We start from the raw sequence: 23642 nt of genomic DNA on the forward strand, positions 1-23642 counted from the left end.
GCCCAGCCCTTTTTCTTTGTCTGTCTGCGGCGTTGCAATGCGTTCGGGTTTGCGCCGGTAGCTCCGCTTCGTTGCCCAGCCCTTTTTCTTTGTCTGTCTGCGGCGTTGCAATGCGTTCGGGTTTGCGCCGGTAGCTCCGCTTCGTTGTGCTCCGCCGGCCAGCGAAAGCGGGGCCTGGGTCTGCAGTCCGTTCCCAAGGTTCGCTCCGGGCAATAAAAAAGCACCTCGTGGAGGTGCTTGTTGTTTCCCGCAACTGCGGGGGGATCCGAACCGGGTCGGCAAACTCACTGGGATCCGGTTCGGACTTGCATGCCTATCTGGCACGCTTGATCTCACTGCCATATTGGCCAGGGGGATCATTCTGCCGCTTACCTTCGCATTGCTACTGCGTGTCTCAGCCGGCAGGTTTTCAGTATAGGTCAGCAAATGGCGGGGTCAACCTGCTTTTGCGCGATAGCATCCCGGGCGCTTGTGCTCCCTGGCGCACGCGGCGATCGTCTGGAAATCGACTCGCAATCCCGGCGCCGCCGGGGCGAACGCCCCGTGCTACGATCCTCAAAAACCGGGAAGAGACATTCAGTGAGCCATGACATCGCACCGCGTTTCAACGCGGAGTTTGCCCCGCGAATCGCCGAGACGATAGCGAATCTGTTCAAGCAGCGTATCCGCGTGGAGGTCATACCAGACGAGACGTCCGACTGCCCCGCGCGGGTCCATCTCTGCGGCGAACCGTTCGATGAACCGCGGCGGTTCGCGCACCAGTTGAACGTCTACCTGTCGTGGGACAGTCTCGAGGTCGAGGCGTTGTTCGCTGCCGGCGGCGCGGAGAAGTTCGAGCACTATCTCGCGGCCCTGGCGGGCAAGATGCGCGCGTGGCAGACGCCGCGGCAGATCGATTTCGGGACGCGTTCGCAAGCGGATCCCACGGTGCTGCTTGGTGGGCTCGATTTCGAGCATTGAGTCCGGTGTCCGGCATCCTGTATCGAACCCGCGCACTCACCGCATCCCCAGCAAGTCCTCCACGCTACGCACCAGGGTCAGCAGCCCCGGTGCGACTTCGCGTTCGCGCATGGCAAACGACCCTGCCTGTGCCGACACGCCACAGTTGAAGACCAGCCATTGGGAATCCACCGGCCTGAATAACGGCACCGCAAAGGCATACACATCGCCGCGCCATTCACCGCGATTCACGCAGTAGCCCTTGGCTTCGAAGTCCTGGCGCAAGTTCGCTAGCTGTGGATGGAATCGAATGAAGGCTTCCGGGTCTTGCAGGCGCAGGCGGTTGAGCACGCTGTCGCGCTCCGCCGCGGGCGCCTTGCACAACCAGGCTTTGCCGATGGCCGTGGTGAGCATTGGCAGCGCTGCGCCAATGTCCGGCGTGACGACAAGACTGTCGGTGGAGCGGGCGGTTTCGACATAGATCATCTGCGTGCGGTCACGCATGCCGAGCGAGACCGCGCCGCCAATGCGATCAGCGAGTTCCTTCATCAGCGGCCGCGCGAGCTGGCGGATATGCATGCTGGCCAGCAGCGGATAGCCGAGCGAGAGCACCGGCGCGCCCAGCCGGTACTTGGCCTGGGTGGCGTCACGGCGCAGGTAGCCGAGCACGGTCAGCGTGTGCGTGAGCCTGGCCACGGCCGATCGCGACTGGCCGGTGCGTTGCGCGAAATCCTTGTTGCCGAGCAGGGACTCGCCGGCACGGTAGGACAGCAGGATATCGATGCCGTGCGCTAGCGTGGTGGCGAACTGGCGGTCGGCGGCATTGTCCTGGTCCGCTGCGGGTGCAATCTGGGAAGGCGTCGCTGCCATCACGATGTCCCCAGTTCCTTTTCCACGCGCCGGACCAGCCGCAGCAGGCGCGGCCCCATCTCGCGTTCGAGCTTGCGCGGTGTCATCCTGGCGCCGGGCACGCCGCAATTGAAGACCAGCGTCTCGCCATCGATTTCGGCGCGCATCGGCACGGCCACTGCATGCACGTCGCGCTGCCATTCCCCGCGCGAGAGGCAGAATCCGAGCGTGGCAAGATCATGCGCCGCGGCGTCCAGCGCGGGCGCGTGAGCCTGCCATTGCCCTGCATCGGCCACGCGTAGTGCCGCCAGCACCGGCTCCCGTTCCACCGGGGACGCCTGGCACAGCCATGCCCGCCCCATGGCGGTGGCGARCATGGGCAGGGATGCGCCGATATCGGGCCGGAAGGCGATGGCGTCGTGGCCGCGGCTGGTTTCCACATAGACCATCTGCAGCCGGTCGCGCAGGCCCAGCGAGACCGAGCCGCCGACCTGGTCGGCGAGTGCCTTCATCAGCGGCCGCGCGAGCTGCCTGACCTTGAGGCTGGCCAGCAGCGGGTAGCCCAGCGAGAGCGCGGTGGAACCCAGCCGGTAGCGGCGCAGCTCCGTGTCGTAGAGCAGCAACCCGCGTGCCGCCAGCGTGTAGGTCAGGCGGCTGATCGTGGCCTTGGACAGCCCGGTGCGTTCCACCAGTTGCTTGTTGCTCATGACCGGCTCGCCCACTCGGAAGCACTCCAGCAGCGCCAGGCCGTGGGCCAGCGTGGTGGCGAAGGCGGGGTCGGGGTGATGGGGACGGGGCGGCATGATTTGGGGGGGCGGAAACGGCGGAGGGCGCGGGCAGGCCGCATGGGCGTGGCATGCATCCATCATAGCCATTGATGCGCCCGGCGCGCATGGCCTGCGTTCAAGATAGCAAAACATCGATCCGCTTTCCAGGCACGGATTGCTACGCTGGTTTGCATGCGGCCGATCCCGGCGGCAATGACCGGATGGAGCAAGACAGATGATCAGGGAACCGGATGCCTTCCAAGCCTTCCTGGCCGAATTGCGGCGTTTCGTGCGCGAGCGGCTGGTGCCGCGTGAGGCCGAAGTCGCCAGGCTGGACGATGTGCCCGAGCCGCTGGTGCGGGAAATGGCCGGGATGGGCCTGTTCGGATTTTCGATTCCCGAGGAGTACGGCGGCGCCGGCATGACGACCGAGGAGCTGGTGCTGGCGGCGCTGGAGCTGTCGCAATGCTCGGTGGCCTTCCGTGCGCGGGTGGGCACCAATACCGGCATTGGCTCCGAGGCGCTGGTGGCGGACGGCACGGCGGCGCAGAAGCGCCGCTACCTGCCTTTGCTGGCCAGCGGGGAGCTGACCGGCTCCTTCGCGCTGACCGAGYCGGAGGCCGGCTCGGACGCCACGGCGCTGACGACTTCCGCGCGGCGCGAAGGCGATCATTACGTGATCAACGGCACCAAGTGTTTCATCACCAATGCGCCCATCGCCGGCTTGTTCACGGTCATGGCGCGCACCGATCCCGCGCGCGCCGGCGCGGCCGGCATCTCGGCGTTCATCGTCGAACGCGGCACGCCGGGACTGAGTACCGGGCAGCCCTACCGCAAGATGGGGCAGGAGGGCTCGCCGGTGTCCGAAGTGCATTTCAGCGACTGCCGCGTGCCGGCCTCCAACCTCATCGGCGGCGAGGAAGGGCAGGGCTTTCGCACCGCGATGAAGGTGCTCAACAAGCAGCGCATCCACCTGGCCGCGCTGTGCACCGGGCCGGCCATCCGCATGCTCGACGAGGCGATCCGGTTCGTTGCCGGGCGCCAGCAGTTCGGCCAGCCGCTGGCGGAATTCCAGCTGGTGCAGGCGATGATTGCCGACTGCCAGACCGAGATCCACGCGGCGCGCGCGCTGATCATGGAAACGGCGCGTCAGCGCGATCGCGGCGAGGACGTCACCATGCAGGCTTCGATCTGCAAGTACTTCGCTTCCGAGATGTGCGGGCGCGTGGCCGACCGCTGCGTGCAGATGTTTGGCGGCTACGGTTATATCGCCGATTTCGGCATCGAACGCTTCTATCGCGACGTGCGCCTGTTCCGGCTGTACGAAGGCACCAGCCAGATCCAMCAACTCAATATCGCCAAACGCACGCTCGCGCTGGCTGCTGCCGCGAGCGCGTCGTAATCGTTCGGTTTCGTCAAGAAAGAGCAGCCGCCGGCGGTCGCGCCAGGTGGCGTCATACCGTCAAGGAGACACCATGTTGAAAACCATGCTTGCGGCAGGCGCTGTCCTGCTGGCCACGCTTGGACTCGTGCAACCCGCGCTGGCCGAGGCGGCTTATCCCGCTAAGGTGATCCGGCTGGTCGTGCCGTTCCCGCCGGGCGGCTCCACCGATACGCTCGCGCGCTTGCTGGCCGAACAGTTGAAGGAGGAACTCGGGCAGTCCGTGGTCGTGGAGAACAAGGCCGGCGCGGGCGGCAATATCGGCGGCGATGCGGTGGCCAAGGCAGCGCCCGACGGCTACACGCTGCTGCTCGCTGCGGCGGGGGCCACCGTCATCAACCCCAGCCTTTACCCTCGCATGTCCTATGACCCGGTGCGCGATCTGGCGCCAGTCACGATGCTCGCGCGCGAACACAACCTGATGGTGGTCAACCCTTCGATTCCGGCGCTCAATCTCAAGGAGTTCATCGCCTACGCCAAGACCAGGCCCGGAACGCTCAGCTTTGGCTCGCCCGGAAACGGCTCGCCGGCGCAGCTTGCGGGCGAGTTGCTGAACCAGTCCGCGGGCATCAAGCTGCAGCACGTGCCGTACAAGGGCAGCGGCCCTGCGGTGGCCGACCTGATCGCCGGGCACATTACGATGATGATCGACAACATGCCCGCGCTGTTGCCGTATGTCCAGTCGGGCCGCCTGCGTGCCCTGGCGGTGGCGAGCGACAAACGCGCCAGTGCGCTCCCCGATGTGCCGACGATGGAGGAGGCCGGCCTGAAGGGCTACGTGGTGACGGCATGGAAGGGGCTGATGGCTCCGGCCGGCACGCCGCGCCCGATCATTGCCAGGCTGCATGACGCGACCGCAAAGATCCTGGCCAGGCCGCAGATGCGCAAGCGCCTGGTGGACCTGGGCGCGGAACCGGTCGGCAATACGCCCGAACAGTTCGCCGCGCAGATCCGTAGCGATACGGCATGGTGGGCTGCGCTGGTGAAGTCGACCGGCACCACGCTCGACTAAGCAGATATGCAGCAGGTATGCATAGCCAAGTTCAGGGTCCGGCCATGGCGGCCATGACGAAAACGCCCAGCGTTACGCCGCGCAATGCGATAGGTCCGGGCAGCGCTTGTGCGAGCTCCTGCTATTGCCCACCACACAAGACTCGTTCCCCCGACTCCATCATGAACCACACAGATCAAGACGCGGCTGCCGCGCATCAAGGCGGGCCGCTGGCCGGCGTGCGCATCCTCGACATGGCCACGGTTGTGGCCGCCCCGTTTGCCAGCACGCTGTGCGCCGACATGGGCGCGGAAGTCGTCAAGCTCGAGTTGCCCGACGGCACCGATCCGCTGCGTGGGCTGGCGCCGGTCAAGGATAAGCTGCCGCTTTACTGGAAGGTCACCAATCGCGGCAAGCGCGGCATCACGCTCGACGTGCGCAAACCGGAGGGCCGCGCACTGTTTCTCAAGATGCTGCCGCAGTTCGACGTGCTGGTGGAGAACTTCCGTACCGGCACGCTGGATCGCTGGGGCCTGGATGCCGGGACGCTGCACGCCGCCAACCCGCGCTTGACGATCCTGCGCCTGACCGGCTTCGGGCAGACCGGSCCGTATGCTGGTCGCGCGGGTTTTGCGCGCGTGTTCGAAGCGATGAGCGGCTTCACCAACCTGGTGGGCGATCCCTGCGGCCCGCCGTTGCACATGAACTATCCGATGGGCGATATGGTGGCGGGGCTGTTCGGTGCGTTTTCGATTGCGGCCGCCGTGGCCGACAGCCGGCGCGCGCAGGATCGTGGCAATGGCGTGCACGGCCGCGAGATCGACCTGTCGGCGACTGAGGCATTGTTCCGTTTGCTGGAGCCGCTCGCCGTGGAGTACGAGCAACTGGGGCAGGTGCGCCAGCGCGCCGGCAATCGTGCCACCTACACCGCGCCGTCCAATATGTACGCCACGGCGGATGGCCACTGGGTTTCGCTGGTAGCCTCGTCGGACCCGATCTTCCGCCGCCTTTGCCATGCCATCGGCGAGGCCGGCATGGCGGACGACCCGCGCTATGCCAGCAACCCGGAGCGCGTGCGCCATCTGGATGCGCTCGATGCCGTCATCAAGACATGGTTCGCCACGCATGACTACGCGGCAGTGGCGCAGGCGCTCGGCGCGCGCGAGATCCCGTTCAGCAAGATATTCACCATCGCCGATATCATGCGGGATCCGCATTTCCAGGCACGCGGCGCGATCGTCCGCTTGCCCGATCCCGATCTCGGCTCGATTCCCGCGCCTTGCATGGTGCCGCGGTTTTCCGGCCACCAGCCGCCGGCGCCCCGCAGCGGCCCGGCGGTGGGCGAGCACAACGACGCCTTCTACGGCGAACTGGGCCTGACGGCGGCCGATCTGGAGACGCTGCGCGGACAGCAAGTGGTCTGAGCGCGCCGTGAGCGTCGCGTGTCCCGGCCGAGGAGGCGTTGCAGCCGCCTCATGCGCAACTCGTGCTAAAGTGCCCTGATGCGATCCTCCGGAGGAGCATCATGGCTAAGGATTCCACGCCGCACCTGCAGGCTATTGTCCAGACAGCCCCCCAGGCGGGGCGCTATGTATGGGTAATCACCCTGGTCGATTTCTCTGCGCAGTTGCTCAAGCGCACCATTGTTTCGGACGATACCTTCACCACATCGGATGCTGCGCGCGTAGCCGGCGACGCGCAGCTCAAGGCGATGGCGGCGGATAGATAGCCGCACGGTATTGGCGATGCGGTTCCTCGCACTGGCGGTGCGAGGCCGGCACGCGGGGACGAAGTGCACGCGCAAGGCGCGGGAGCGATGATGAGCATGTGCGAGGCCTGTGCGCAGATCCAGCCTGGCTCGATCGGCGGCACGGGGCATCCCCGGCTGCTATTGACGGACACGCAGCGCATCAAGCCGCGCGGCCAGCCCGCGATCACCTTTGCCACCTACACCTGTGCCGATTGCGGTTGCCGCTGGCGGCACGAGAGCGACAAGAACGGCAAGGGGCCTGGCTGGTCGATACAGACCTGAAGGCAACCTGAAGGCAGCATGAAGGTATTGTCGCCATCGCCCGGGAACAGGGCGAGGCGAATCCGCTGCGGTGCGGCGCCGGCAGGCCGCATTCGCCATTCAACCATCACTAGGGGAGCGCAAGTTGGACACTGGACCATTTACCCGCTACAAGGGTTTCGATCTCTATCCGCTGATCTATCGCCACCAGGCTGAGCGCACCTGGCCAGAGCGCCGGCCGGATCGCAGTTTCAATGCTTCCGTGGTTATCTGCCGCGAAGGACATGAGCCGGGCACCGAGCGTTCGCGCGTGTTCCGGCTTGCCGCGGCGCCCTGGGACAATATCGGCACCGCGCGCCGCGGCGCGGTGAAGTTCGGCGAGGACATCATCAACGGCCTGGTGCCGGGCGAGTCCGTCAGCGCGCTGTAGGGGGGGAGGCCGGCTGGCGCCGGCGCTCCAATGCGGCGGCAGGCGGCCGCGTCGCCATGCCATCGCTACCGGCGCGTGCGCGCCGGTCCTGTCATCCGCGCATCACGGCGTCATGGCGCTATACACCTTGTTCCGGAACCAGGCGCGGTAGTACTCACGCTGCCCGGGCGCCTGCATCATCCAGATCGCCACGGTCTTCTCCTTCGGGTCGACCCAGAAGTAGGTGCCCCCGACTCCGCCCCAGTAGTAGTCGCCAACCGACCCCGGCGTGGCTGCCTCGCCAGTGCCCGTGCGCGTGCCGAAACCGAGGCCGAAGCCATAGCCCGGACCCGGCAGGTAGGCCGGGCCGCGCGCCAGCGAAGGCCCGGCAATCGTGCCGAGGTGGTCGGCAGTCATATAGGCGACCGTCTTCGGCGAGAGCAGGCGCACGCCGTCGATTTCGCCGCCGTTGAGCAGCATCTGGGCAAAGCGGAAGTAATCCGCCGCGGTCGACACCAGCCCGCCGCCACCCGATTCGAGTTTCGGCGCGTGGCGCACATCGATCAGCCCGACCGGTACCTTGCTGTCGGGGTCGATGGCAAAGGGCTCGGCGATGCGGGCCTGCTGGGCCTGCGGAACCCAGAAGCCAGTGTCCTTCATCTGCAAGGGCGTGAAGATGCGCTGCTGCAGATGCGCCGCCAGGGTCTGGCCCGACACGCGTTCCAGCAAGGCGCCCAGCACATCGGTGGAGCGGCTGTACTCCCAGGTGGTGCCCGGCTGAAACTGCAGCGGCACCTTGGCGAGACGGCTAATGAATTCCGTATTGCTTTGCTCTGTGGCATCCACGTCCAGGCGCTTGTATTCCTCCTTGACCAGCGACTTGCCGAACACGCCATAGGTCAGCCCCGACGTATGGCGCATCAGGTCCTGCACTGTCATCTCGCGCTGGGCTGGCACCAGTTCCAGCACGGGCTTGCCGGCGGCGTCGGTCTTCTCCACGCCGACCCGCAGGCCCTTGAGTTCGGGCAGGTACCTGGAGACCGGATCGGCAAGCTGCAGGCGTCCGTCCTCGACCATCATCATCACGGCCACCGAGACGATTGGCTTGCTCATCGAATAGATGCGGAAGATCGAGTCGGACCGCATCGGTACCTTGCCGGCCGCATCCTGCCAGCCGATGGACTGCGTATCGACGATTTTGCCGTTGCGTGCGAGCAGGTACACGGCGCCGGGAATACGGCCCTGCGCGACATCGGCACGCACGCGTGTGCTCATGGCGTCCAGTTGCGCGGTGGAAAAACGGGTCGTGAGCGGGGCGGCGCTCTGCGTCGACTCCGGGGCCGCGCAAGCGGCCAGCAACGCGACCGCAAGCACTGGCAATGTGCTACGTATCATTTGTCTCATCCTTTGTCTTATCGTTGTTTTGGCAATGTCTTATCGATGTTGCATCGATAGCGGCTCGATTCCGGCAAAAGCCACGCGATCATCGCATGCATGATCGTGCGCGTGTATCGAGGCTCACCCGGATCAGGCCTCGCGCCATGCTACGATCCCGACAAATTATTCGGAGGTGAAGATGTCCAAGCACGTGTTCACTCGCGGCCAGTATCTGGCAATCCTCAATGAAAGCCTGAAGAACGATCCGAGGTGGCAGCCCGGCATGGCGTTTGTCTTTCATCCGCCCGGCGCTGACGAAGCCAGTGCGACCGGCGTCGGCTGTACCGGCCCGGACGAGGCGCTTCCCGTCTACGCGGAGATCGAGCGTGTGGCGGCGGAGTTGATCGAGGTGAGGGAGGCGGAATAGGCGCGGTCCGAGGTAGTCTCGGGACGTGGGGCGCGGGTGCCGGGCGTGCGCGCGCTGTGCAGCGCGCGCAATACAAAGCGGGACCTGCCGCCGACCTGCGTACAATACCGCCCCAGACAGACTCTAGCGGAACATGCCGTGAAAAAGACCGACCTCGAAAAGAACAAAGCACTGAAGCTGGCCAACAGCCTGAAGCTGTCCGCCGCCCTCCGCGCCGGGCGCGATACCGGCCCGGCCAAGGTCGATCGCCGCGAACAGCGCCGGCTCGACCAGGAACAAGGCCTGGTGCCGTTTGCCTGCAAGCTCGACGCTGAACTGGTCAAGCGCCTGCAGGCGCTGGCTCCGGCGCATGCCGGTGGCATGAGCGGCCTGCTCAAGGAAGCGCTGGAACGCGGCCTGCCCGCGCAGGACGCGGCAGGCTGATATCCGCGTGGACGCGGTCTGGGATGAAACGCTGAAACATGTGCGCCTTCATTCACAGGGTGGCGCGAAACGCTGAATGGTAAAAACAAAACGCCCGCTGGCATATCAGCGGGCGTTTTGCTATCCGGGGTCCGGGTTATGCGCCGGATCGGCAAGCTCGCAACTTAATGCACGAACAGCCAGATCAGCAGCAGCACGAAGGCCGGGACACCGAGCAACCAGGCGAGGATGTAGGGCATGATTTCCTTCCTTTCTTCCGTGTTTTCCATGGTTCCACTATAAGCAGGGCGGATCTGGCGCGGTGTCCGGCGGCTTCCCCTTGCGTTGTAGGATGCGGCTGACGAATGTAGGAACTCTGCGCATGCCAGGGGCAGCGGGTTTGCCGCGCAAGGGACGGCTCAGCCGGGAGCGGCGGGAAGGACGGGGGAGGGGAGTCGGGGGAATTCGGCTGCCCGGCGGAGACGCCAGGCGGGGCCTGGGGATAACGACCTGCCGGCCGTTATCCCTCGGTGTGGGCAAAGGGGTAAAGGGACGCTCAGTCCTCTTCGCCTTCCTCCGAATCGAGGAAATCGCGCCGTAACATCCAGTTTTCGATGGCTTCGTCGCAGATCTTCTTGAGTTTCTGCTTCTCCGGCACTTTGTCGAACAACTCAAAGTTCACCAGGGCGATGCCGGCGTCGGAGATGTAGAACAGGCGGCCCGGCTCGTCGTAGTGCACGATGCGCCCGTCGATGCCGGTTTCCTCGCTGTCGACCGGCATGTCTTCCAGTTCGACCACCCGGCACGTGAAGCGCGGCGCGCGGGTATGGGTCAGATATTCAAATTCGTCATGCATGACCTCGCCGCCCTTGGGCGTGAAGATCGCGAAGCCCCAGATAAAGCGGGGCATCGGCAGATCGGACAGATCATCAATCTCGTCCATGGTGTTCTCCCTGATTCGATAACCCGCATTATCGCTCGACCGGGGCGTCAGCACCAAAATGTTCTGGAGATGGTCTACTTGACCGCACGGCAGTTGGCGTAGACCGGCGGTGCGTTTTCGCCCTTGGTCAGGTCCTCCAGCATGCCTTCGTCGCCCTTGGTGATCCACAGGTGGGCACCATGCGCATAGCGGGCGCCAGAGCCGGTGAGCACGCTGACGAAGAGCAGCGGCTTGCCGTCCAGCCGCAGGATGGCGATCTGGTTGTCTGCGCTGTTGAAGTAGCGCGCCGTGAGCTGTTTGCCTTCGTCGCACTGGTAGCGCACGGTGCGGGCCGGGTCGAAGCGCACGCCGTCGATGCCGGGCCTGGCGAAGGCGGGGGCCGCGGCCAGGCAGATGGCGCCGGCGAGAGCGCAGTTGGCGGCGCGGCGCAGGAGCGAACGAAGGGACATGTGGTTTCCTTGTTGATCAGGTGCCGATGAAACAGGCCAGGGTGTGACGGCCGCGTTTCCCGTGGGGCGGCGTCGCCTTCAGGCCAGCATATAGCTGCTTGCGAGACCTCGGAAACTGTCCACCTCGGCGGATTGCCAGGCGGCGTCGTGACCAAGCTCCTCGGCCAGGATCTCGGCTACCCGGGGCGCTGCCGCGCTGGCGGCGCTGGCTTCCAGGAATAGTGCGCGATTGCGGCGCGCCAGCACGTCTTCGACCCGCCGCGCCAGCTCGAAGCGCGCGGCAAAGCGCACATGGGCGGCAGTGAGCCCGGAGCCGGGCACCAGCAATTCGTCGTTGCCCGGCAGCGCGCGCAGCATGCCGAGTTCGTTGCCGTAGTAGCGGTCGGGCGAACCGCTGCCGGACGGGGGCAGGTCGGCTGGCAAGCCTTGCGAGCCATGCAGCGGCAGTTCCGCGGTCACGCATGGCGCGGCCGGCAGCATCTGGCGCTGGATTGCCGTGCCCACCACGTCCTCGGCCATCTTGCGGTAGGTGGTCCATTTGCCGCCGGTGACGGTGATCAGGCCGGCCTTGGAGACCAGGATGGTGTGCTCGCGCGAGAGCGAGGCGGTGGAGGCTTCGCCGGTGGCCTTGACCAGCGGGCGCAGGCCGGCCCAGACGCTGGTCACGTCGGCGCGGGTGGGCGTGCGCGACAGGTAGCGCGCGGCGGTCTCCAGGATGAAGTCGACATCGTCGGCGCCGGCATGGGGCTCCAGCGGCAGGTCCTGGCGCGGGGTATCGGTGGTGCCGACGATGGTGTGGCCGTTCCAGGGCACCACGAACAGCACGCGGCCGTCGTCGGTCTTGGGGATCAGGATGGCGCGGTCGCCGGGCAGGAAGCTGCGCGGCAGCGTCAGATGCACGCCCTGGCTGGGCGCCACCATGCTGCGCGCGTTGCCGTCTTCCATCTGGCGGATGGCATCGACCCAGACGCCGGTGGCGTTGATCACACAGGGCGCCTTGAGGTCGAAGCTGGCGCCGCCCAGCACGTCCTGCACGGTGACGCCGTCAATCACGCCATTGCGCTGTGACAATCCGCTCACGCGCAGGTAGTTGATGGCCGTGCCGCCCACATCGAACAGCGTGCGCATCAGCGCGATGGCCAGGCGGGCGTCGTCGAACTGCCCGTCGAAGTACAGATTGCCGCCGCGCAGGGGCCGGCCCCCCACGTGCTCGGCCAGGGTCGGTGCCGCCGCCAGCGTCTCGCGGTGGTTCAGCCAGCGGCTGCCGGACAGGTTGAGTCCGCCGGCCAGCATGTCATAGAGCTTCAGGCCGATGCCGTAGAAGGGCTGGTCGAACAACTGGTAGGCAGGTACCACGAAGCCGAGCGGCCATACCAGATGGGGCGCGTTGCGGGCCAGCAGGCCGCGCTCGTGGAGCGCCTCGCGCACCAGGCTGATATTGCCCTGCGCGAGGTAGCGCACGCCGCCATGGACCAGCTTGGTGGCCTTGCTGGACGTGCCCTTGGCGAAGTCGGCGGCTTCCACCAGCAGCGTGCGGTAGCCGCGCGAGGCGGCATCCACCGCCGTGCCCAGGCCGGTGGCGCCGCCGCCGATGACGATCACATCCCACTTCGGCTCGCGCTCGAGGGTGGCGAGCAGGGCGGCGCGGTCTGGCGGCAGGATGGGAGTAGACAGTTTCTGCATGATTCCTTGTTTGATGCGAATGCTGATGGCGGGCGCTGATTGCGTTGCGCGGTTCCGCCGGTTATGCCGGTTGCGCGGGATGTGGCCCGCCCGCGCTCAGTTTGCCGATCGGGGCGGCGCGCTGTCCTCGCGGGCCCAGTCGCGCGCGCGTTCTACCGCGCGATGCCAGCGCCACAGCCGGTAAGCGCGCGCATCCGCGGACAGGTTGGGCTCGAAGCGGTGCTCCACCTGCCACTGGCTGGCGATCTCTTCCTCGCCGCTCCAGTAGCCGGTGGCCAGCCCCGCCAGGTAGGCGGCGCCGAGCGCCGTGGTCTCGGTCACGCGCGGGCGCACCACGGCCGTGCCGAGCAGGTCGGCCTGCATCTGCATCAGCAGATCGCTGCGCGAAGCGCCGCCGTCCACGCGCAGTTCGGCCAGCGAGATGCCGGCGTCCTTCTGCATGGCGTCCAGCACGTCCACGCTTTGCAGCGCGATCGATTCCAGCGCGGCGCGGGCGATGTGAGGGCGTCCGCTGCCGCGCGTGAGGCCCACCAGCGTGCCGCGCGCGAACGGGTCCCAGTGCGGCGCGCCCAGGCCGGCGAAGGCTGGCACCAGCACCACGCCGTCGGTGTCGTCGCACTGGCGCGCCAGCGGTTCGACTTCGGGTGCGCTGTTGATGATCTGCAAGCCGTCGCGCAGCCACTGGATGGTGGCGCCGCCCATGAATACGCCGCCCTCCAGGCAATATTGCGTGCGGCTGGCGGCCGGCGCCGTTCCGCCCAGTTGCCAGCCGATGGTGGTCAGCAACCGGTTGTGCGAAGTCACCGGCTGCGACCCCGTGTTCATCAGCAGGAAGCAGCCSGTGCCGTAGGTGTTCTTGGCCATGCCGGGCGCGTGGCAGGCCTGGCCGTAGGTGGCGGCCTGCTGGTCGCCGGCGATGCCGGCGATCGGGATCTCCGCGCCGAACAGCCTCAGTGCGGTGCGTGCCACCTCGCCGCTGGAAGGCACTACCTCGGGCAGCAGGCTGCGCGGGATATCAAGCAGGCCGAGCAGGGCGTCGTCCCACTGGAAGGTGTGGATGTTGAACAGCAGCGTGCGCGAGGCGTTGGATACATCGGTGACGTGGCGCTTGCCGTCCGTGAGCTGCCAGATCAGCCAGCTGTCGACCGTGCCGAAGGCCAGCTCACCGCGCTCGGCGCGTTCGCGCGCGCCTTCGGTGTTGTCCAGCATCCAGCGCAGCTTGGTGCCGGAAAAATAGGCGTCGAGGATCAGGCCGGTCTTGTCGCGGAACAGGTCGCCGTGGCCCTCGGCCTGCAGCGTCTCGCACATCGGCGCCGTGCGGCGATCCTGCCAGACCAGCGCGCGGCCGATCGGCTCGCCGGTCTGGCGGTCCCACAGCACGGTGGTCTCGCGCTGGTTGGTAATGCCGATGGCGCGAATCTGGCTGGCCGAGACGCCGGCATCGTTGAGCACCTCGTGCGCCACCGCCAGCTGCGATTGCCAGATCTCGTAGGGATCGTGCTCGACATGGCCAGGGTGCGGGTAATATTGCCGGAATTCGCGCTGCGCGACCCGCGCCACATTGCCGGCGTGATCGAACAGGATGGCGCGCGAGCTGCTGGTGCCCTGGTCGAGCGCCAGTATGAATTGCGGCAGGCCCGGCGGCTGAATTTGCGTCATGCGTTTTGTCCTGGAAATACTTTTACGGGCGTGCCTTGCCGGCCGCCGAGATCATTCATGTCCGATACCTTGCCCGACAGCCAAGTCCGCGATACCGGCGTTTCCGCCATTTCCCGCATTAGCGGATCGCTCGCCGCGCGCAGCCCCTTCGATGCCGAAGCCCATCTGCGGCTGACGGTGGCAGGGCGCCAGGTTGGCTGGCTGCCGCGCGCGCATGCCGGCATCCTGCGCGCGCAGGAGGCAGTGCCGGGCGTGCTGGGCGATTCGCAAGACGGCAGCGTGGCGCTGCTGCCGTCTTGCGGCGACTTTGCGGCGCGCAGCGCCACGCTGGCGGTGCTGGCGCGCTGGCTGGCGGATACCGGCCATGTGCGTGGCTGGCGCGACGAACTGTTCGCCGTCACGCCCGCGCTGGAGGCGCTGGCTTTTGCCACCATCGAACGCGCGGCGGCGCGTTTTCTCGGGCTGCTGACCTTCGCCTCGCACATGAATGGCGTGATTGCCGGCGAACGCGCCTTGTGGATTTCACGCCGCAGCGCGGCCAAGGCGGTCGATCCGGGGATGTGGGACAACCTGGTCGCAGGCGGCATGCCGCACGGCAGCGATCCGCTCGCCACGCTGGTGCGCGAGTGCGACGAGGAATCCGGCATCCCGCCGGCGCTGGCGCGGCGTGCCGAGTCGCACGGAGTGATCGAAGTCCTGCGCGAAATTCCCGAAGGCGTGCAGTGGGAAGCCGTATATGTGTACGACTTGCCGCTGCCGCCGGATTTCGTGCCGCATAACCGCGACGGCGAGGTGGCCGAGCACCGCCGTATCGAGCCGGAGGCATTGCTTGCTATCATGGCGGATGGCGCCATGACGGTCGATGCGACCCTGGTGACGCTGGATGCGCTCAACCGCCGCGGCTGGAGCGTGCCCGGCACCCCCCGCCCATGATCGGCGCGCACACGACAGAACAACACACGATGAGCAATACCGGATTCATTCTCACCATCTCCTGCCCGGACCAGCCGGGCATCGTCCATGCCGTCTCGGGCCTGCTGTTCCAGCACGGCTGCAATATCGTCGATTCCGACCAGTTCGGCGATGAGTTCACCGGCCGCTTCTTCATGCGGGTGCACTTCACGCCGGCCGCCGGCGGCCCCGACCTGCCCACGCTGAAGGCCGCCTTCGCGCCGGTCGGCGACCAGTTCGCCATGCAGTGGGACCTGTTCGACGCCAGCGTCAAGCCGCGCGTGATGATCATGGTGTCGAAGATCGGCCATTGCCTGAACGACCTGCTGTTCCGCGCCAAGGCCAGCGGCCTGCCGGTGGAGATCGCCGCCATCGTGTCGAACCACCGCGATTTCTACCAGCTGGCGGCGTCGTACGATATTCCGTTCTTCCACCTGCCGATGATGAACGCCTCGGCCGAGCAGAAGGCCGCGCAGGAAAACAAGGTGTTCGAGATCGTGCAGGAGCAGAACATCGACCTGGTGGTGCTGGCGCGCTACATGCAGGTGCTGTCCGACGACCTGTGCCGCAAGCTGGCCGGCCGCGCCATCAAYATCCACCAYTCKTTCCTGCCCAGCTTCAAGGGCGCCAAGCCTTACTACCAGGCGCACGACCGCGGCGTGAAGCTGATCGGCGCCACCGCCCACTACGTGACGGCCGCGCTGGACGAAGGCCCGATCATCGAGCAGGAAATCGAGCGCGTGGACCACAGCATGGATCCCGAGCAGCTCACGGCGGTGGGCCGCGACGTGGAATGCGTGGCCCTGGCGCGCGCCGTCAAATGGCATGCCGAGCACCGCATCCTGCTCAACGGCCACAAGACCGTCGTCTTCAAGTAAGCCCATCACCAGGTGCCCGGCGCCAGCCGCGCCGGCACCGCCTCGCCAGCCTGGACGCTGCCGGTCGGCGCGCTCACGCCTGCGCGACCACACAGCTCACTCCGCTTTCTTCCAGCATGCTCTCGAACGGCGGCTTCAGCGGCTGATCGGTGAAGAGCCGGTCGATCTCCGAGAGATGCGCCAGTTCCACCATGGCTTGCCGGTTGAACTTGCTGGCATCCGCCGCCAGCCAGACTTCGCGCGAATGCTCGATGATGGTCCGCGCCACCTTCACTTCGCGAAAATCGTAGTCGCGCAGCGTGCCATCGGCCTCGATGCCCGAAATGCCGATCAGGCCGATATCCACCTTGAACTGGCTGATGAACTCCACCGTGGCCTCGCCCACGATGCCGCGGTCGCGCGAGCGCAGCACCCCGCCGGCGACGATGACCTCGCAATCGGGGTTGTCGGCCAGGATGCTGGCCACGTTCAGGTTGTTGGTGATCACGCGCAGCCCGCGGTGATGCATCAGCTCGCGTGCGATTTCTTCCACCGTGGTGCCGATATTGAGGATCAGCGAGCAACCCTCGGGCACCGCGCTGGCCACGGTGCGCGCAATGCGCGCCTTGCCTTCGGCATTGAGCACCTGGCGCTGGCGATAGGCGATGTTCTCCACCGTCGAGCCCTCGACCCGCACGCCACCGTGAAAGCGCGCCAGCATGCCGCTTTCGGCCAGCATGTTGACGTCGCGGCGAACTGTCTGCAGGGTCACGCCGAACTTGCGCGCAAGTTCGTCGATGGAAGCGAAGCCCTGGTTGCGAACCTCTTCAAGCAGGGCGGTCTGGCGTGGATTTAGCGTCATGCCGGCATTCTAGTTCAAACACAAACGAAAACAAATGATGCAGTGCATGATTGTTTTATGTTCGTTTTTGAACTAAAACGAGCGGAAGCAAAGATTTGTGCGTCTGCGTCGATGCAGGTCCGGCGGCGCGGAACAGCATGTCGAACCCCGGAGACCCGATGCAGCTCAGATTGGAAGGCATCGCCCAGCAGGCAGGCTCGCAGGCGTATCTGTATCCCATGTCTTTGTCGCCCGTGCCGGGCGCGGTAACTATTCTGCTCGGTGCCACGCAGGCCGGCAAGACTTCATTGATGCGGGTCATGGCGGGGCTGGACCGGCCCAGCGCCGGCCGGGTAGAGGTGGACGGCGTGGACGTGACCGGCATGCCCGTACGGGAGCGCAATGTCTCCATGGTCTACCAGCAGTTCATCAACTACCCCTCGCTGATCGTTTTCGACAATATCGCCTCGCCGCTCAAGCTGCGCCGCGCCAAGGACATCGATGGGCAGGTACGCGCGCTTGCCGCCCGGCTGCATATCGAGCACCTGCTCGACCGCCTTCCCGCGGAGCTCTCCGGCGGGCAGCAGCAACGCGTGGCGCTGGCGCGCGCGCTGGCCAAGGGCGCGCCGCTGATGCTGCTGGACGAGCCCCTGGTCAACCTGGACTACAAGCTGCGCGAAGAACTGCGCGAGGAGCTGACGCAGCTCTTCGCCCATGGCAATGCCACGGTGATCTACGCCACGACGGAGCCGTCGGAGGCATTGCTGCTGGGCGGCCACACCGCGGTGCTGGACGCGGGCGAACTGCTGCAGTACGGGCCGACGCCGGAAGTCTTCCACTATCCCGCCTCGCTGCGCGTGGCGCGCGCCTTCAGCGATCCTCCGATGAACCTGATGGCGGGCGAGATGCAGGCAGGCGCGCTCGCGCTGGCGGGCGGCATTACCCTCCCGCTGCCCGAAGCGGCGACCCACGCCGGCGCGGTGACGGTTGGCGTGCGGGCCGGTGCATTGCGGCTGGATGCCGTGCCCGGCTCCGTGCCGGTGGCCGGCCGCGTGGCGCTGGCGGAGCTGTCCGGATCGGATACCTTCGTGCATATGGACTCGCCGGTGGGCAACCTGGTGGCGCAGTTTCCCGGCGTGGTAGATCTGGAACTCGGGGCGCCGCTCACGCTGCATCTCGATCCCGCGCAGCTCTACCTGTTCGATGCCGGTGGCACGCGCATCCACGCGCCCAGGCGGCCGGGCAGGGTGGCGCCGGCGGCTGCCGAGCTGGGAGCCTGAGATGGCGCGCATCGACCTCGACCTGTCCCATTCCTACCGGCCCGAACCGCAATCGGACGAAGACTATGCGCTGCTGCCGTTGAAGTTCACCTTCAACGACGGCGGCGCCTACGCCTTGCTCGGGCCTTCCGGCTGCGGCAAGACCACCCTGCTCAATTGCATTTCCGGCCTGCAGCGGCCCTCGCACGGCACCGTCTCCTTCGATGGCCGCGAAGTGACCGCGGCCACCCCGCAGGCGCGCAATATCGCCCAGGTGTTCCAGTTCCCGGTGATCTACGACACCATGACGGTAGGCGAAAACCTGGCTTTTCCGCTGCGCAACCGCGGCGTGGCACCGGCGCAGGTGAAGGAGCGCGTTGGCCGCGTGGCCGAGATGCTCGACTTGTCCGCTGCGCTGGACCGCCGCGCGAGCGGCCTGGCGGCCGATGCCAAGCAGAAGATCTCGCTCGGGCGCGGGCTGGTGCGCCAGGACGTATCGGCCATCCTGTTCGACGAGCCGCTCACGGTGATCGATCCCCACCTCAAATGGCAGTTGCGCCGCAAGCTCAAGGAAATCCATCACGAGTTCCGGCTGACCCTGATCTACGTCACGCATGACCAGACCGAGGCGCTTACCTTTGCCGAGCAAGTGCTGGTGATGTCGCGGGGCAAGGCGGTGCAGGTGGGATCGGCCGAAGCCTTGTTCGAGCGGCCGGCGCATACCTTTGTCGGCAATTTCATCGGCTCGCCGGGCATGAATTTCCTGGCGGGCCAATGGCGCGACGGTGCCATCGAGATCGCCGGGCGGCGCTATTTCCCCGAACTGGTGCCGGCCACGGCCGCGGCACTGCAGGCGGCCGGCACGTTCCAGGTGGGCGTGCGCCCCGAGTACCTGCGGCTGGCCGCCAGCACCGATCCGCAGGCCGTGCCGGCGCGGGTGGAGCGCGCGCAGGACATCGGCACCTACTGGCTGGTCACCGCCAGCGTGCGGGATGCCTCCGGCCACGCTGCCACGGTGCGCGGGCGGCTCGGCAACGAAGCCGTGGCGCTGCAGGCGGGCGAGACCGTGTGGCTGTCCGTGTTCAACCGTCATACCTGTTACTACGTCAACGAGGAGCTGGTTGCATGAGCACGCTGAAGCCCGTCAACCAGAAGGCCTGGCTGCTGGTGATCCCGGTGGTGCTGTGCGTGGCGTTCTCCGCCATCCTGCCGCTGATGACCATTGTCAATTACTCGGTGCAGGACATCATCTCGCCCGAACGCCGCGTGTTCGTCGGCACCGAATGGTTCCGCACGGTGCTGCGCGACGGCGAGCTGCACGATGCGCTGCTGCGCCAGCTCGGCTTCTCGCTGGCGGTGCTGGTGGTGGAGATCCCGCTGGGCATCCTGCTGGCGCTGTCGATGCCGGCCAAAGGGGTGAAGGCATCGGCGGTGCTGGTGGTGATCGCGCTGTCGCTGCTGATCCCGTGGAATGTGGTTGGCACGATCTGGCAGATCTTCGGACGTACCGACATCGGCTTGCTGGGCGCTGCGCTCGCCGGGATGGGGTTCGACTACAACTACACCGGCAGCGCGGTGGACGCCTGGTTCACGGTGCTGGTGATGGATGTCTGGCACTGGACGCCGCTGGTGGCGCTGCTGTGCTATGCCGGCCTGCGCGCGATTCCCGATGCCTACTACCAGGCCGCGCAGATCGACGGCGCCTCGCGCCTGGCGGTGTTCCGCTACATCCAGCTGCCCAAGCTGCGCGGCGTGCTGATGATCGCGGTGCTGCTGCGTTTCATGGACAGCTTCATGATCTACACCGAGCCCTTCGTGCTGACCGGGGGCGGCCCCGGCAACGCCACCACCTTCCTGTCGCAATTCCTGACGCAGAAGGCCGTGGGCCAGTTCGATCTCGGGCCGGCCGCGGCGTTCTCCATCATCTACTTCCTGATCATCCTGCTCACGTGTTTCATCCTCTATAACTGGATGCAGCGCGCGGGCACCGCCGGCAGCGAGGACATGCCTCATGCGTGAAGCCAATCGGAACGCCACCTACTGGCGCGCGGTATTCCTGCTGGGGTACCTGGTGTTCGCCATCCTGCCGATCTACTGGATGCTGAACATGTCGTTCAAGTCCAACGAAGAGATCGTCTCCACGCTGTCGCTGTGGCCAAACGATTTCACGCTGGAGCACTACAAGACCATCTTCACCGACGCGTCCTGGTACTCGGGCTATATCAACTCGATGATCTACGTGGCGATGAACACGGTGATCTCGATCACCGTGGCGCTGCCCGCTGCCTATGCGTTTTCGCGATACCAGTTCATCGGCGACAAGCATGTGTTCTTCTGGCTGCTGACCAACCGCATGACGCCGCCGGCGGTGTTCCTCCTGCCGTTCTTCCAGCTCTATACGACGATCGGGCTGATGGATACGCACCTGGGCGTGGCGCTGGCCCACCTGGTGTTCAACGTGCCGCTGGCGGTGTGGATCCTGGAGGGCTTCATGTCGGGCGTGCCGCGCGAGATCGACGAGACCGCCTATGTGGATGGCTACTCCTTTCCGCGCTTCTTCATGACCATCTTCCTGCCGCTGATCAAGGCGGGCGTGGGCGTGGCCGCATTCTTCTGCTTCATGTTCAGCTGGGTGGAACTGCTGCTGGCGCGCACGCTGACATCGGTCAACGCCAAGCCCATCGTCGCCACCATGACGCGCACGGTGTCGGCCTCCGGCATGGACTGGGGCGTGCTGGCCGCGGCCGGGGTGCTGACCATCGTGCCCGGCGGCATCGTGATCTGGTTTGTGCGGCACTACATCGCGAAGGGCTTCGCGATGGGCCGCGTGTAAGGAGGAGAACGCATGTTCAGCTGGATGGTATGGACCACCCCGGTGGCCGTGTTCTTCGTCTGCATCGCGCTGATGCTGGTGGGCATGACGGTGTGGGAGACGCGCGCGCCCACCATGGAGCGCAAGGGCTTCCTGCCCATCGCTACCACCAGGGGCGACCGGTTGTTCATCGGACTGATGTGCGCCGCCTGGATCAACCTGGCCTGGGTGGGCCTGGGCGAGAAGATGATGGCGTGGTTTTCGCTGGCGGAGGAGCCTTCGATCTGGATCAGCCTGGTGATTTCGATGCTTGCGCTGGCATTGGTGATGCGCAAGGGCTGAGGCTCGCATGGTTCGCCGGCAACCCGGGCCGGCAAGAATAAAGCGACGGATTTTTCGTCAATGGGCATGGCGGCCTGCACCTTCCCCGGACCGCGTCCCAGACAAAGAGCAGGGAGGGGGATTCTCGAGGAGACGTTCATGAAGGTGCACGTGAAGTTGGGCATGACGGCGCTGGCCTGCGCGGCGGCGCTAGCCTGCGGCCACGCCGCGTGGGCGGGCGAGGCCGAGGCCAGGAAGTGGGTCGACAGCGAGTTCCAGCCGTCGACGCTCTCCAAGGACAAGCAGCTCGCCGAGATGAAGTGGTTCATGGACGCGGCCGCCAAGCTCAAGGCCAAGGGCGTCACGCAGATCAGCGTGGTTTCCGAGACCATCACCACCCACGAGTACGAATCCAAGACGCTGGCCAAGGCCTTCGAGGAAATCACCGGCATCCAGGTCAAGCACGACATCATCCAGGAAGGCGACGTGGTGGAGAAGCTGCAGACCTCCATGCAGTCGGGCAAGTCCATCTACGACGGCTGGATTTCCGACTCCGACCTGATCGGCACCCACTACCGCTATGGCGCCATCCTGCCGCTGACCGACTATATGGCCGGCGCCGGCAAGGAGTGGACCAATCCGGGGCTGGACGTGAAGGACTTCATCGGCACCAAGTTCACCACGGCGCCGGACGGCAAGCTCTACCAGTTGCCCGACCAGCAGTTCGCCAACCTGTACTGGTTCCGTGCCGACTGGTTCGCGCGCAAGGACCTGCAGGACAAGTTCAAGGCCAAGTACGGCTATGACCTGGGTGTGCCCACCAACTGGTCCGCGTACGAGGACATCGCCAATTTCTTCTCCAACGATGTCAAGGAACTCGACGGCAAGAAGGTCTTCGGCCATATGGATTACGGCAAGAAGGATCCGTCGCTCGGCTGGCGTTTCACCGACGCCTGGCTGTCGATGGCCGGTTCGGCCGACAAAGGCCTGCCCAACGGCATGCCGGTCGATGAGTGGGGCATCCGCGTGGGCGCCGACAAGTGCACGCCGGAGGGCGCTTCGGTATCGCGCGGCGGCGCCACCAACAGCCCGGCCGCGGTCTATGCGCTCACCAAGTACATCGACTGGATGAAGAAGTACGCGCCGCCGCAGGCCATGGGCATGACCTTCTCTGAAGCCGGCCCGGTGCCGGCGCAAGGGCAGGTGGCGCAGCAGATCTTCTGGTACACGGCGTTCACCGCCGATATGACCAAGAAGGGCCTGCCGGTGGTCAACGCCGATGGCACGCCCAAATGGCGCATGGCGCCGTCGCCCTATGGCCCGTACTGGAAGCAGGGCATGCAGAACGGCTACCAGGACGTAGGCTCCTGGACCTTCTTCAAGAACACCGATCCCAACCGTCTCGCGGCGGCGTGGCTCTACGCGCAGTTCGTGACCTCGAAGACGGTATCGCTGAAGAAGTCGCTCACCGGCCTGACCTTTATCCGCGACAGCGATATCCACCACGACTACCTCACCAAGCACGCGGCGCAGTACGGCGGCCTGATCGAGTTCTACCGCAGCCCGGCACGGGTCGCGTGGACGCCCACCGGGACCAACGTGCCTGACTATCCCAAGCTGGCGCAGTTGTGGTGGAAGAATGTGGCGACAGCCGTCACCGGAGAGAAGACGCCGCAGGCCGCCATGGACAACCTGGCCGAGGAAATGGACCAGGTGATGGGACGGTTGCAGCGCGCCGGCATGACGAACTGCGCGCCCAAGCTGAACCCCAAGAGCGATCCCGCCAAATGGCTGTCGGATGACCACGCGCCCTGGAAGAAGCTGGCCAACGAGAAGCCCAAGGGCGAGACCATCGCCTACGACAAGCTGCTGCAGGCCTGGAAGGAAGGGCGGGTGCGGTAAGACGATCCGGGTAGTGGTCGCCTGGCCCTGAAAGCGGCGGTGCAACGGTGACGTTGCGCCGCCGTTTTTCTGTCCTGAACGAAGTGCCGCCTCATCGACTTTCAGGAGCGTTGAAAAAACCCCTTGACTATCTATCTACCAGTAGATAATATTCAGGACATGGAAGCCACTGCTCCGCCCCAGCAAGAAAGCTGAAGCAGGAAAGAGGATCCAGCGCAACACCCGGGGAATCCCCGTTTTTTTGGGCCAACCARTCTATCTACTAGTAGATAACTACCAGAAAGAACGAAGGCTTCCAAAGCGTACCGATTCGATTCCGCCCCAGCGCGGATCCTCAAAGTGAATGGAGAAC

General features: G+C 65.8%; 25 protein-coding genes. 17 read left to right on the top strand and 8 right to left on the bottom strand.

The window, feature by feature from the left end:
• The first annotated feature begins 579 nt into the window (after positions 1-579).
• Positions 580-960 (top strand): DUF5594 family protein, encoded by a 381-nt coding sequence (locus AC1DKD_RS20510; RefSeq protein ID WP_441632591.1) that lies wholly within the window; start codon positions 580-582, stop codon positions 958-960.
• Between the two features lie 36 nt (positions 961-996).
• Here the strand turns inward: AC1DKD_RS20510 and AC1DKD_RS20515 are convergent, their stop codons facing one another.
• On the bottom strand, positions 997-1809 hold the full coding sequence (locus tag AC1DKD_RS20515) for an IclR family transcriptional regulator (protein WP_441632593.1): 813 nt from the start codon (positions 1807-1809) through the stop codon (positions 997-999).
• On the bottom strand, positions 1809-2591 hold the full coding sequence (locus AC1DKD_RS20520) for an IclR family transcriptional regulator (protein WP_477143643.1): 783 nt from the start codon (positions 2589-2591) through the stop codon (positions 1809-1811). The genes AC1DKD_RS20515 and AC1DKD_RS20520 overlap by 1 nt, the downstream gene beginning before the upstream one ends.
• A gap of 199 nt (positions 2592-2790) precedes the next feature.
• Between AC1DKD_RS20520 and AC1DKD_RS20525 the strand changes: the two genes are divergently transcribed.
• The 6 genes from AC1DKD_RS20525 to AC1DKD_RS20550 all read left to right on the top strand — a co-directional run bounded on the left by AC1DKD_RS20525 (position 2791) and on the right by AC1DKD_RS20550 (position 7428).
• Positions 2791-3957, top strand: coding sequence for an acyl-CoA dehydrogenase family protein (locus AC1DKD_RS20525; protein ID WP_477143644.1), 1167 nt, complete (start codon positions 2791-2793; stop codon positions 3955-3957).
• Between the two features lie 73 nt (positions 3958-4030).
• Positions 4031-5008, top strand: a complete 978-nt coding sequence (locus AC1DKD_RS20530) for a Bug family tripartite tricarboxylate transporter substrate binding protein (RefSeq protein WP_441632599.1) — start codon at positions 4031-4033, stop codon at positions 5006-5008.
• A gap of 161 nt (positions 5009-5169) precedes the next feature.
• Positions 5170-6411 carry a CaiB/BaiF CoA transferase family protein gene (locus AC1DKD_RS20535; RefSeq protein ID WP_441632601.1) on the top strand — a complete coding sequence of 414 codons (1242 nt, stop codon included), beginning with the start codon at positions 5170-5172 and terminating at the stop codon, positions 6409-6411.
• Positions 6412-6512: 101 nt separating this feature from the next.
• Positions 6513-6716, top strand: coding sequence for a hypothetical protein (locus AC1DKD_RS20540; protein ID WP_276289354.1), 204 nt, complete (start codon positions 6513-6515; stop codon positions 6714-6716).
• Positions 6717-6803: 87 nt separating this feature from the next.
• On the top strand, positions 6804-7019 hold the full coding sequence (locus AC1DKD_RS20545) for a hypothetical protein (protein ID WP_276289355.1): 216 nt from the start codon (positions 6804-6806) through the stop codon (positions 7017-7019).
• Between the two features lie 124 nt (positions 7020-7143).
• Positions 7144-7428, top strand: a complete 285-nt coding sequence (locus AC1DKD_RS20550; RefSeq protein ID WP_045235542.1) for a hypothetical protein — start codon at positions 7144-7146, stop codon at positions 7426-7428.
• Between the two features lie 102 nt (positions 7429-7530).
• Here AC1DKD_RS20550 and AC1DKD_RS20555 read toward each other — a convergent pair whose 3' ends face one another.
• Positions 7531-8802, bottom strand: a complete 1272-nt coding sequence (locus AC1DKD_RS20555) for a serine hydrolase domain-containing protein (protein WP_441632604.1) — start codon at positions 8800-8802, stop codon at positions 7531-7533.
• A 181-nt stretch (positions 8803-8983) separates the two neighbouring features.
• Between AC1DKD_RS20555 and AC1DKD_RS20560 the strand changes: the two genes are divergently transcribed.
• Both AC1DKD_RS20560 and AC1DKD_RS20565 read left to right on the top strand, forming a co-directional pair.
• The gene (locus AC1DKD_RS20560) at positions 8984-9211 is read left to right on the top strand and encodes a hypothetical protein (protein ID WP_276289358.1); all 228 of its coding nucleotides are present in this window, start codon (positions 8984-8986) and stop codon (positions 9209-9211) included.
• A gap of 138 nt (positions 9212-9349) precedes the next feature.
• Entirely contained in the window at positions 9350-9634 is a 285-nt protein-coding gene (locus AC1DKD_RS20565) for a hypothetical protein (protein WP_045235539.1), read from the top strand.
• 535 nt (positions 9635-10169) lie between these two features.
• On the opposite strand, the gene AC1DKD_RS20570 is transcribed toward AC1DKD_RS20565, so the two are convergent.
• From AC1DKD_RS20570 to glpK, 4 genes are all read right to left on the bottom strand, one after another.
• Positions 10170-10556, bottom strand: coding sequence for a hypothetical protein (locus tag AC1DKD_RS20570; protein ID WP_045235538.1), 387 nt, complete (start codon positions 10554-10556; stop codon positions 10170-10172).
• Between the two features lie 74 nt (positions 10557-10630).
• Entirely contained in the window at positions 10631-11005 is a 375-nt protein-coding gene (locus AC1DKD_RS20575) for an MliC family protein (protein WP_441632609.1), read from the bottom strand.
• Positions 11006-11083: 78 nt separating this feature from the next.
• Positions 11084-12688 (bottom strand): glycerol-3-phosphate dehydrogenase/oxidase, encoded by a 1605-nt coding sequence (locus AC1DKD_RS20580; protein WP_441632611.1) that lies wholly within the window; start codon positions 12686-12688, stop codon positions 11084-11086.
• Between the two features lie 96 nt (positions 12689-12784).
• Positions 12785-14347: a glycerol kinase GlpK gene (gene glpK / locus AC1DKD_RS20585; protein WP_441632613.1), complete on the bottom strand. Its 1563-nt coding sequence runs from the start codon at positions 14345-14347 to the stop codon at positions 12785-12787.
• Between the two features lie 57 nt (positions 14348-14404).
• On the opposite strand from glpK, the gene AC1DKD_RS20590 reads away from it, so the two are divergent.
• Both AC1DKD_RS20590 and purU read left to right on the top strand, forming a co-directional pair.
• Complete coding sequence (locus AC1DKD_RS20590) at positions 14405-15280, top strand: NUDIX hydrolase (RefSeq protein WP_441632615.1); 876 nt, start codon at positions 14405-14407, stop codon at positions 15278-15280.
• Positions 15281-15309: 29 nt separating this feature from the next.
• Positions 15310-16176 (top strand): formyltetrahydrofolate deformylase, encoded by an 867-nt coding sequence (gene purU, locus AC1DKD_RS20595; protein WP_045235622.1) that lies wholly within the window; start codon positions 15310-15312, stop codon positions 16174-16176.
• Between the two features lie 73 nt (positions 16177-16249).
• Here the strand turns inward: purU and AC1DKD_RS20600 are convergent, their stop codons facing one another.
• A complete protein-coding gene (locus AC1DKD_RS20600) occupies positions 16250-17017 on the bottom strand; it encodes a DeoR/GlpR family DNA-binding transcription regulator (RefSeq protein WP_441632617.1) in 768 nt (255 codons plus the stop codon).
• A gap of 158 nt (positions 17018-17175) precedes the next feature.
• Here AC1DKD_RS20600 and AC1DKD_RS20605 point away from each other — a divergent pair, with 158 nt between their 5' ends.
• From AC1DKD_RS20605 to AC1DKD_RS20630, 6 genes are all read left to right on the top strand, one after another.
• Positions 17176-18276 carry an ABC transporter ATP-binding protein gene (locus tag AC1DKD_RS20605; protein WP_477143645.1) on the top strand — a complete coding sequence of 367 codons (1101 nt, stop codon included), beginning with the start codon at positions 17176-17178 and terminating at the stop codon, positions 18274-18276.
• A gap of 1 nt (position 18277) precedes the next feature.
• A complete protein-coding gene (locus AC1DKD_RS20610) occupies positions 18278-19384 on the top strand; it encodes an ABC transporter ATP-binding protein (RefSeq protein WP_441632621.1) in 1107 nt (368 codons plus the stop codon).
• Between the two features lie 5 nt (positions 19385-19389).
• Positions 19390-20274 carry a carbohydrate ABC transporter permease gene (locus AC1DKD_RS20615; RefSeq protein WP_156176916.1) on the top strand — a complete coding sequence of 295 codons (885 nt, stop codon included), beginning with the start codon at positions 19390-19392 and terminating at the stop codon, positions 20272-20274.
• Positions 20267-21088, top strand: a complete 822-nt coding sequence (locus AC1DKD_RS20620) for a carbohydrate ABC transporter permease (protein ID WP_276289910.1) — start codon at positions 20267-20269, stop codon at positions 21086-21088. The genes AC1DKD_RS20615 and AC1DKD_RS20620 overlap by 8 nt, the downstream gene beginning before the upstream one ends.
• Positions 21089-21100: 12 nt before the next feature.
• Positions 21101-21409 carry a DUF2160 domain-containing protein gene (locus AC1DKD_RS20625; RefSeq protein ID WP_045235528.1) on the top strand — a complete coding sequence of 103 codons (309 nt, stop codon included), beginning with the start codon at positions 21101-21103 and terminating at the stop codon, positions 21407-21409.
• Between the two features lie 150 nt (positions 21410-21559).
• Positions 21560-23290 carry an ABC transporter substrate-binding protein gene (locus AC1DKD_RS20630; RefSeq protein WP_477143646.1) on the top strand — a complete coding sequence of 577 codons (1731 nt, stop codon included), beginning with the start codon at positions 21560-21562 and terminating at the stop codon, positions 23288-23290.
• Positions 23291-23642 lie beyond the last annotated feature (352 nt).

Source organism: Cupriavidus sp. 05T313 (genome assembly GCF_056396665.1).

Coding starts and splice junctions, on each gene's coding strand:
- AC1DKD_RS20540 (WP_276289354.1), top strand. CDS start 6,513: ATGGCTAAGGATTCCACGCCGCACCTGCAGGCTATTGTCCAGACAGCC.
- AC1DKD_RS20625 (WP_045235528.1), top strand. CDS start 21,101: ATGTTCAGCTGGATGGTATGGACCACCCCGGTGGCCGTGTTCTTCGTC.
- AC1DKD_RS20580 (WP_441632611.1), bottom strand. CDS start 12,688: ATGCAGAAACTGTCTACTCCCATCCTGCCGCCAGACCGCGCCGCCCTG.
- AC1DKD_RS20530 (WP_441632599.1), top strand. CDS start 4,031: ATGTTGAAAACCATGCTTGCGGCAGGCGCTGTCCTGCTGGCCACGCTT.
- AC1DKD_RS20545 (WP_276289355.1), top strand. CDS start 6,804: ATGATGAGCATGTGCGAGGCCTGTGCGCAGATCCAGCCTGGCTCGATC.
- AC1DKD_RS20555 (WP_441632604.1), bottom strand. CDS start 8,802: ATGATACGTAGCACATTGCCAGTGCTTGCGGTCGCGTTGCTGGCCGCT.
- AC1DKD_RS20590 (WP_441632615.1), top strand. CDS start 14,405: ATGTCCGATACCTTGCCCGACAGCCAAGTCCGCGATACCGGCGTTTCC.
- AC1DKD_RS20575 (WP_441632609.1), bottom strand. CDS start 11,005: ATGTCCCTTCGTTCGCTCCTGCGCCGCGCCGCCAACTGCGCTCTCGCC.
- AC1DKD_RS20620 (WP_276289910.1), top strand. CDS start 20,267: ATGCGTGAAGCCAATCGGAACGCCACCTACTGGCGCGCGGTATTCCTG.
- AC1DKD_RS20605 (WP_477143645.1), top strand. CDS start 17,176: ATGCAGCTCAGATTGGAAGGCATCGCCCAGCAGGCAGGCTCGCAGGCG.
- AC1DKD_RS20560 (WP_276289358.1), top strand. CDS start 8,984: ATGTCCAAGCACGTGTTCACTCGCGGCCAGTATCTGGCAATCCTCAAT.
- AC1DKD_RS20570 (WP_045235538.1), bottom strand. CDS start 10,556: ATGGACGAGATTGATGATCTGTCCGATCTGCCGATGCCCCGCTTTATC.
- AC1DKD_RS20515 (WP_441632593.1), bottom strand. CDS start 1,809: ATGGCAGCGACGCCTTCCCAGATTGCACCCGCAGCGGACCAGGACAAT.
- AC1DKD_RS20610 (WP_441632621.1), top strand. CDS start 18,278: ATGGCGCGCATCGACCTCGACCTGTCCCATTCCTACCGGCCCGAACCG.
- AC1DKD_RS20600 (WP_441632617.1), bottom strand. CDS start 17,017: ATGACGCTAAATCCACGCCAGACCGCCCTGCTTGAAGAGGTTCGCAAC.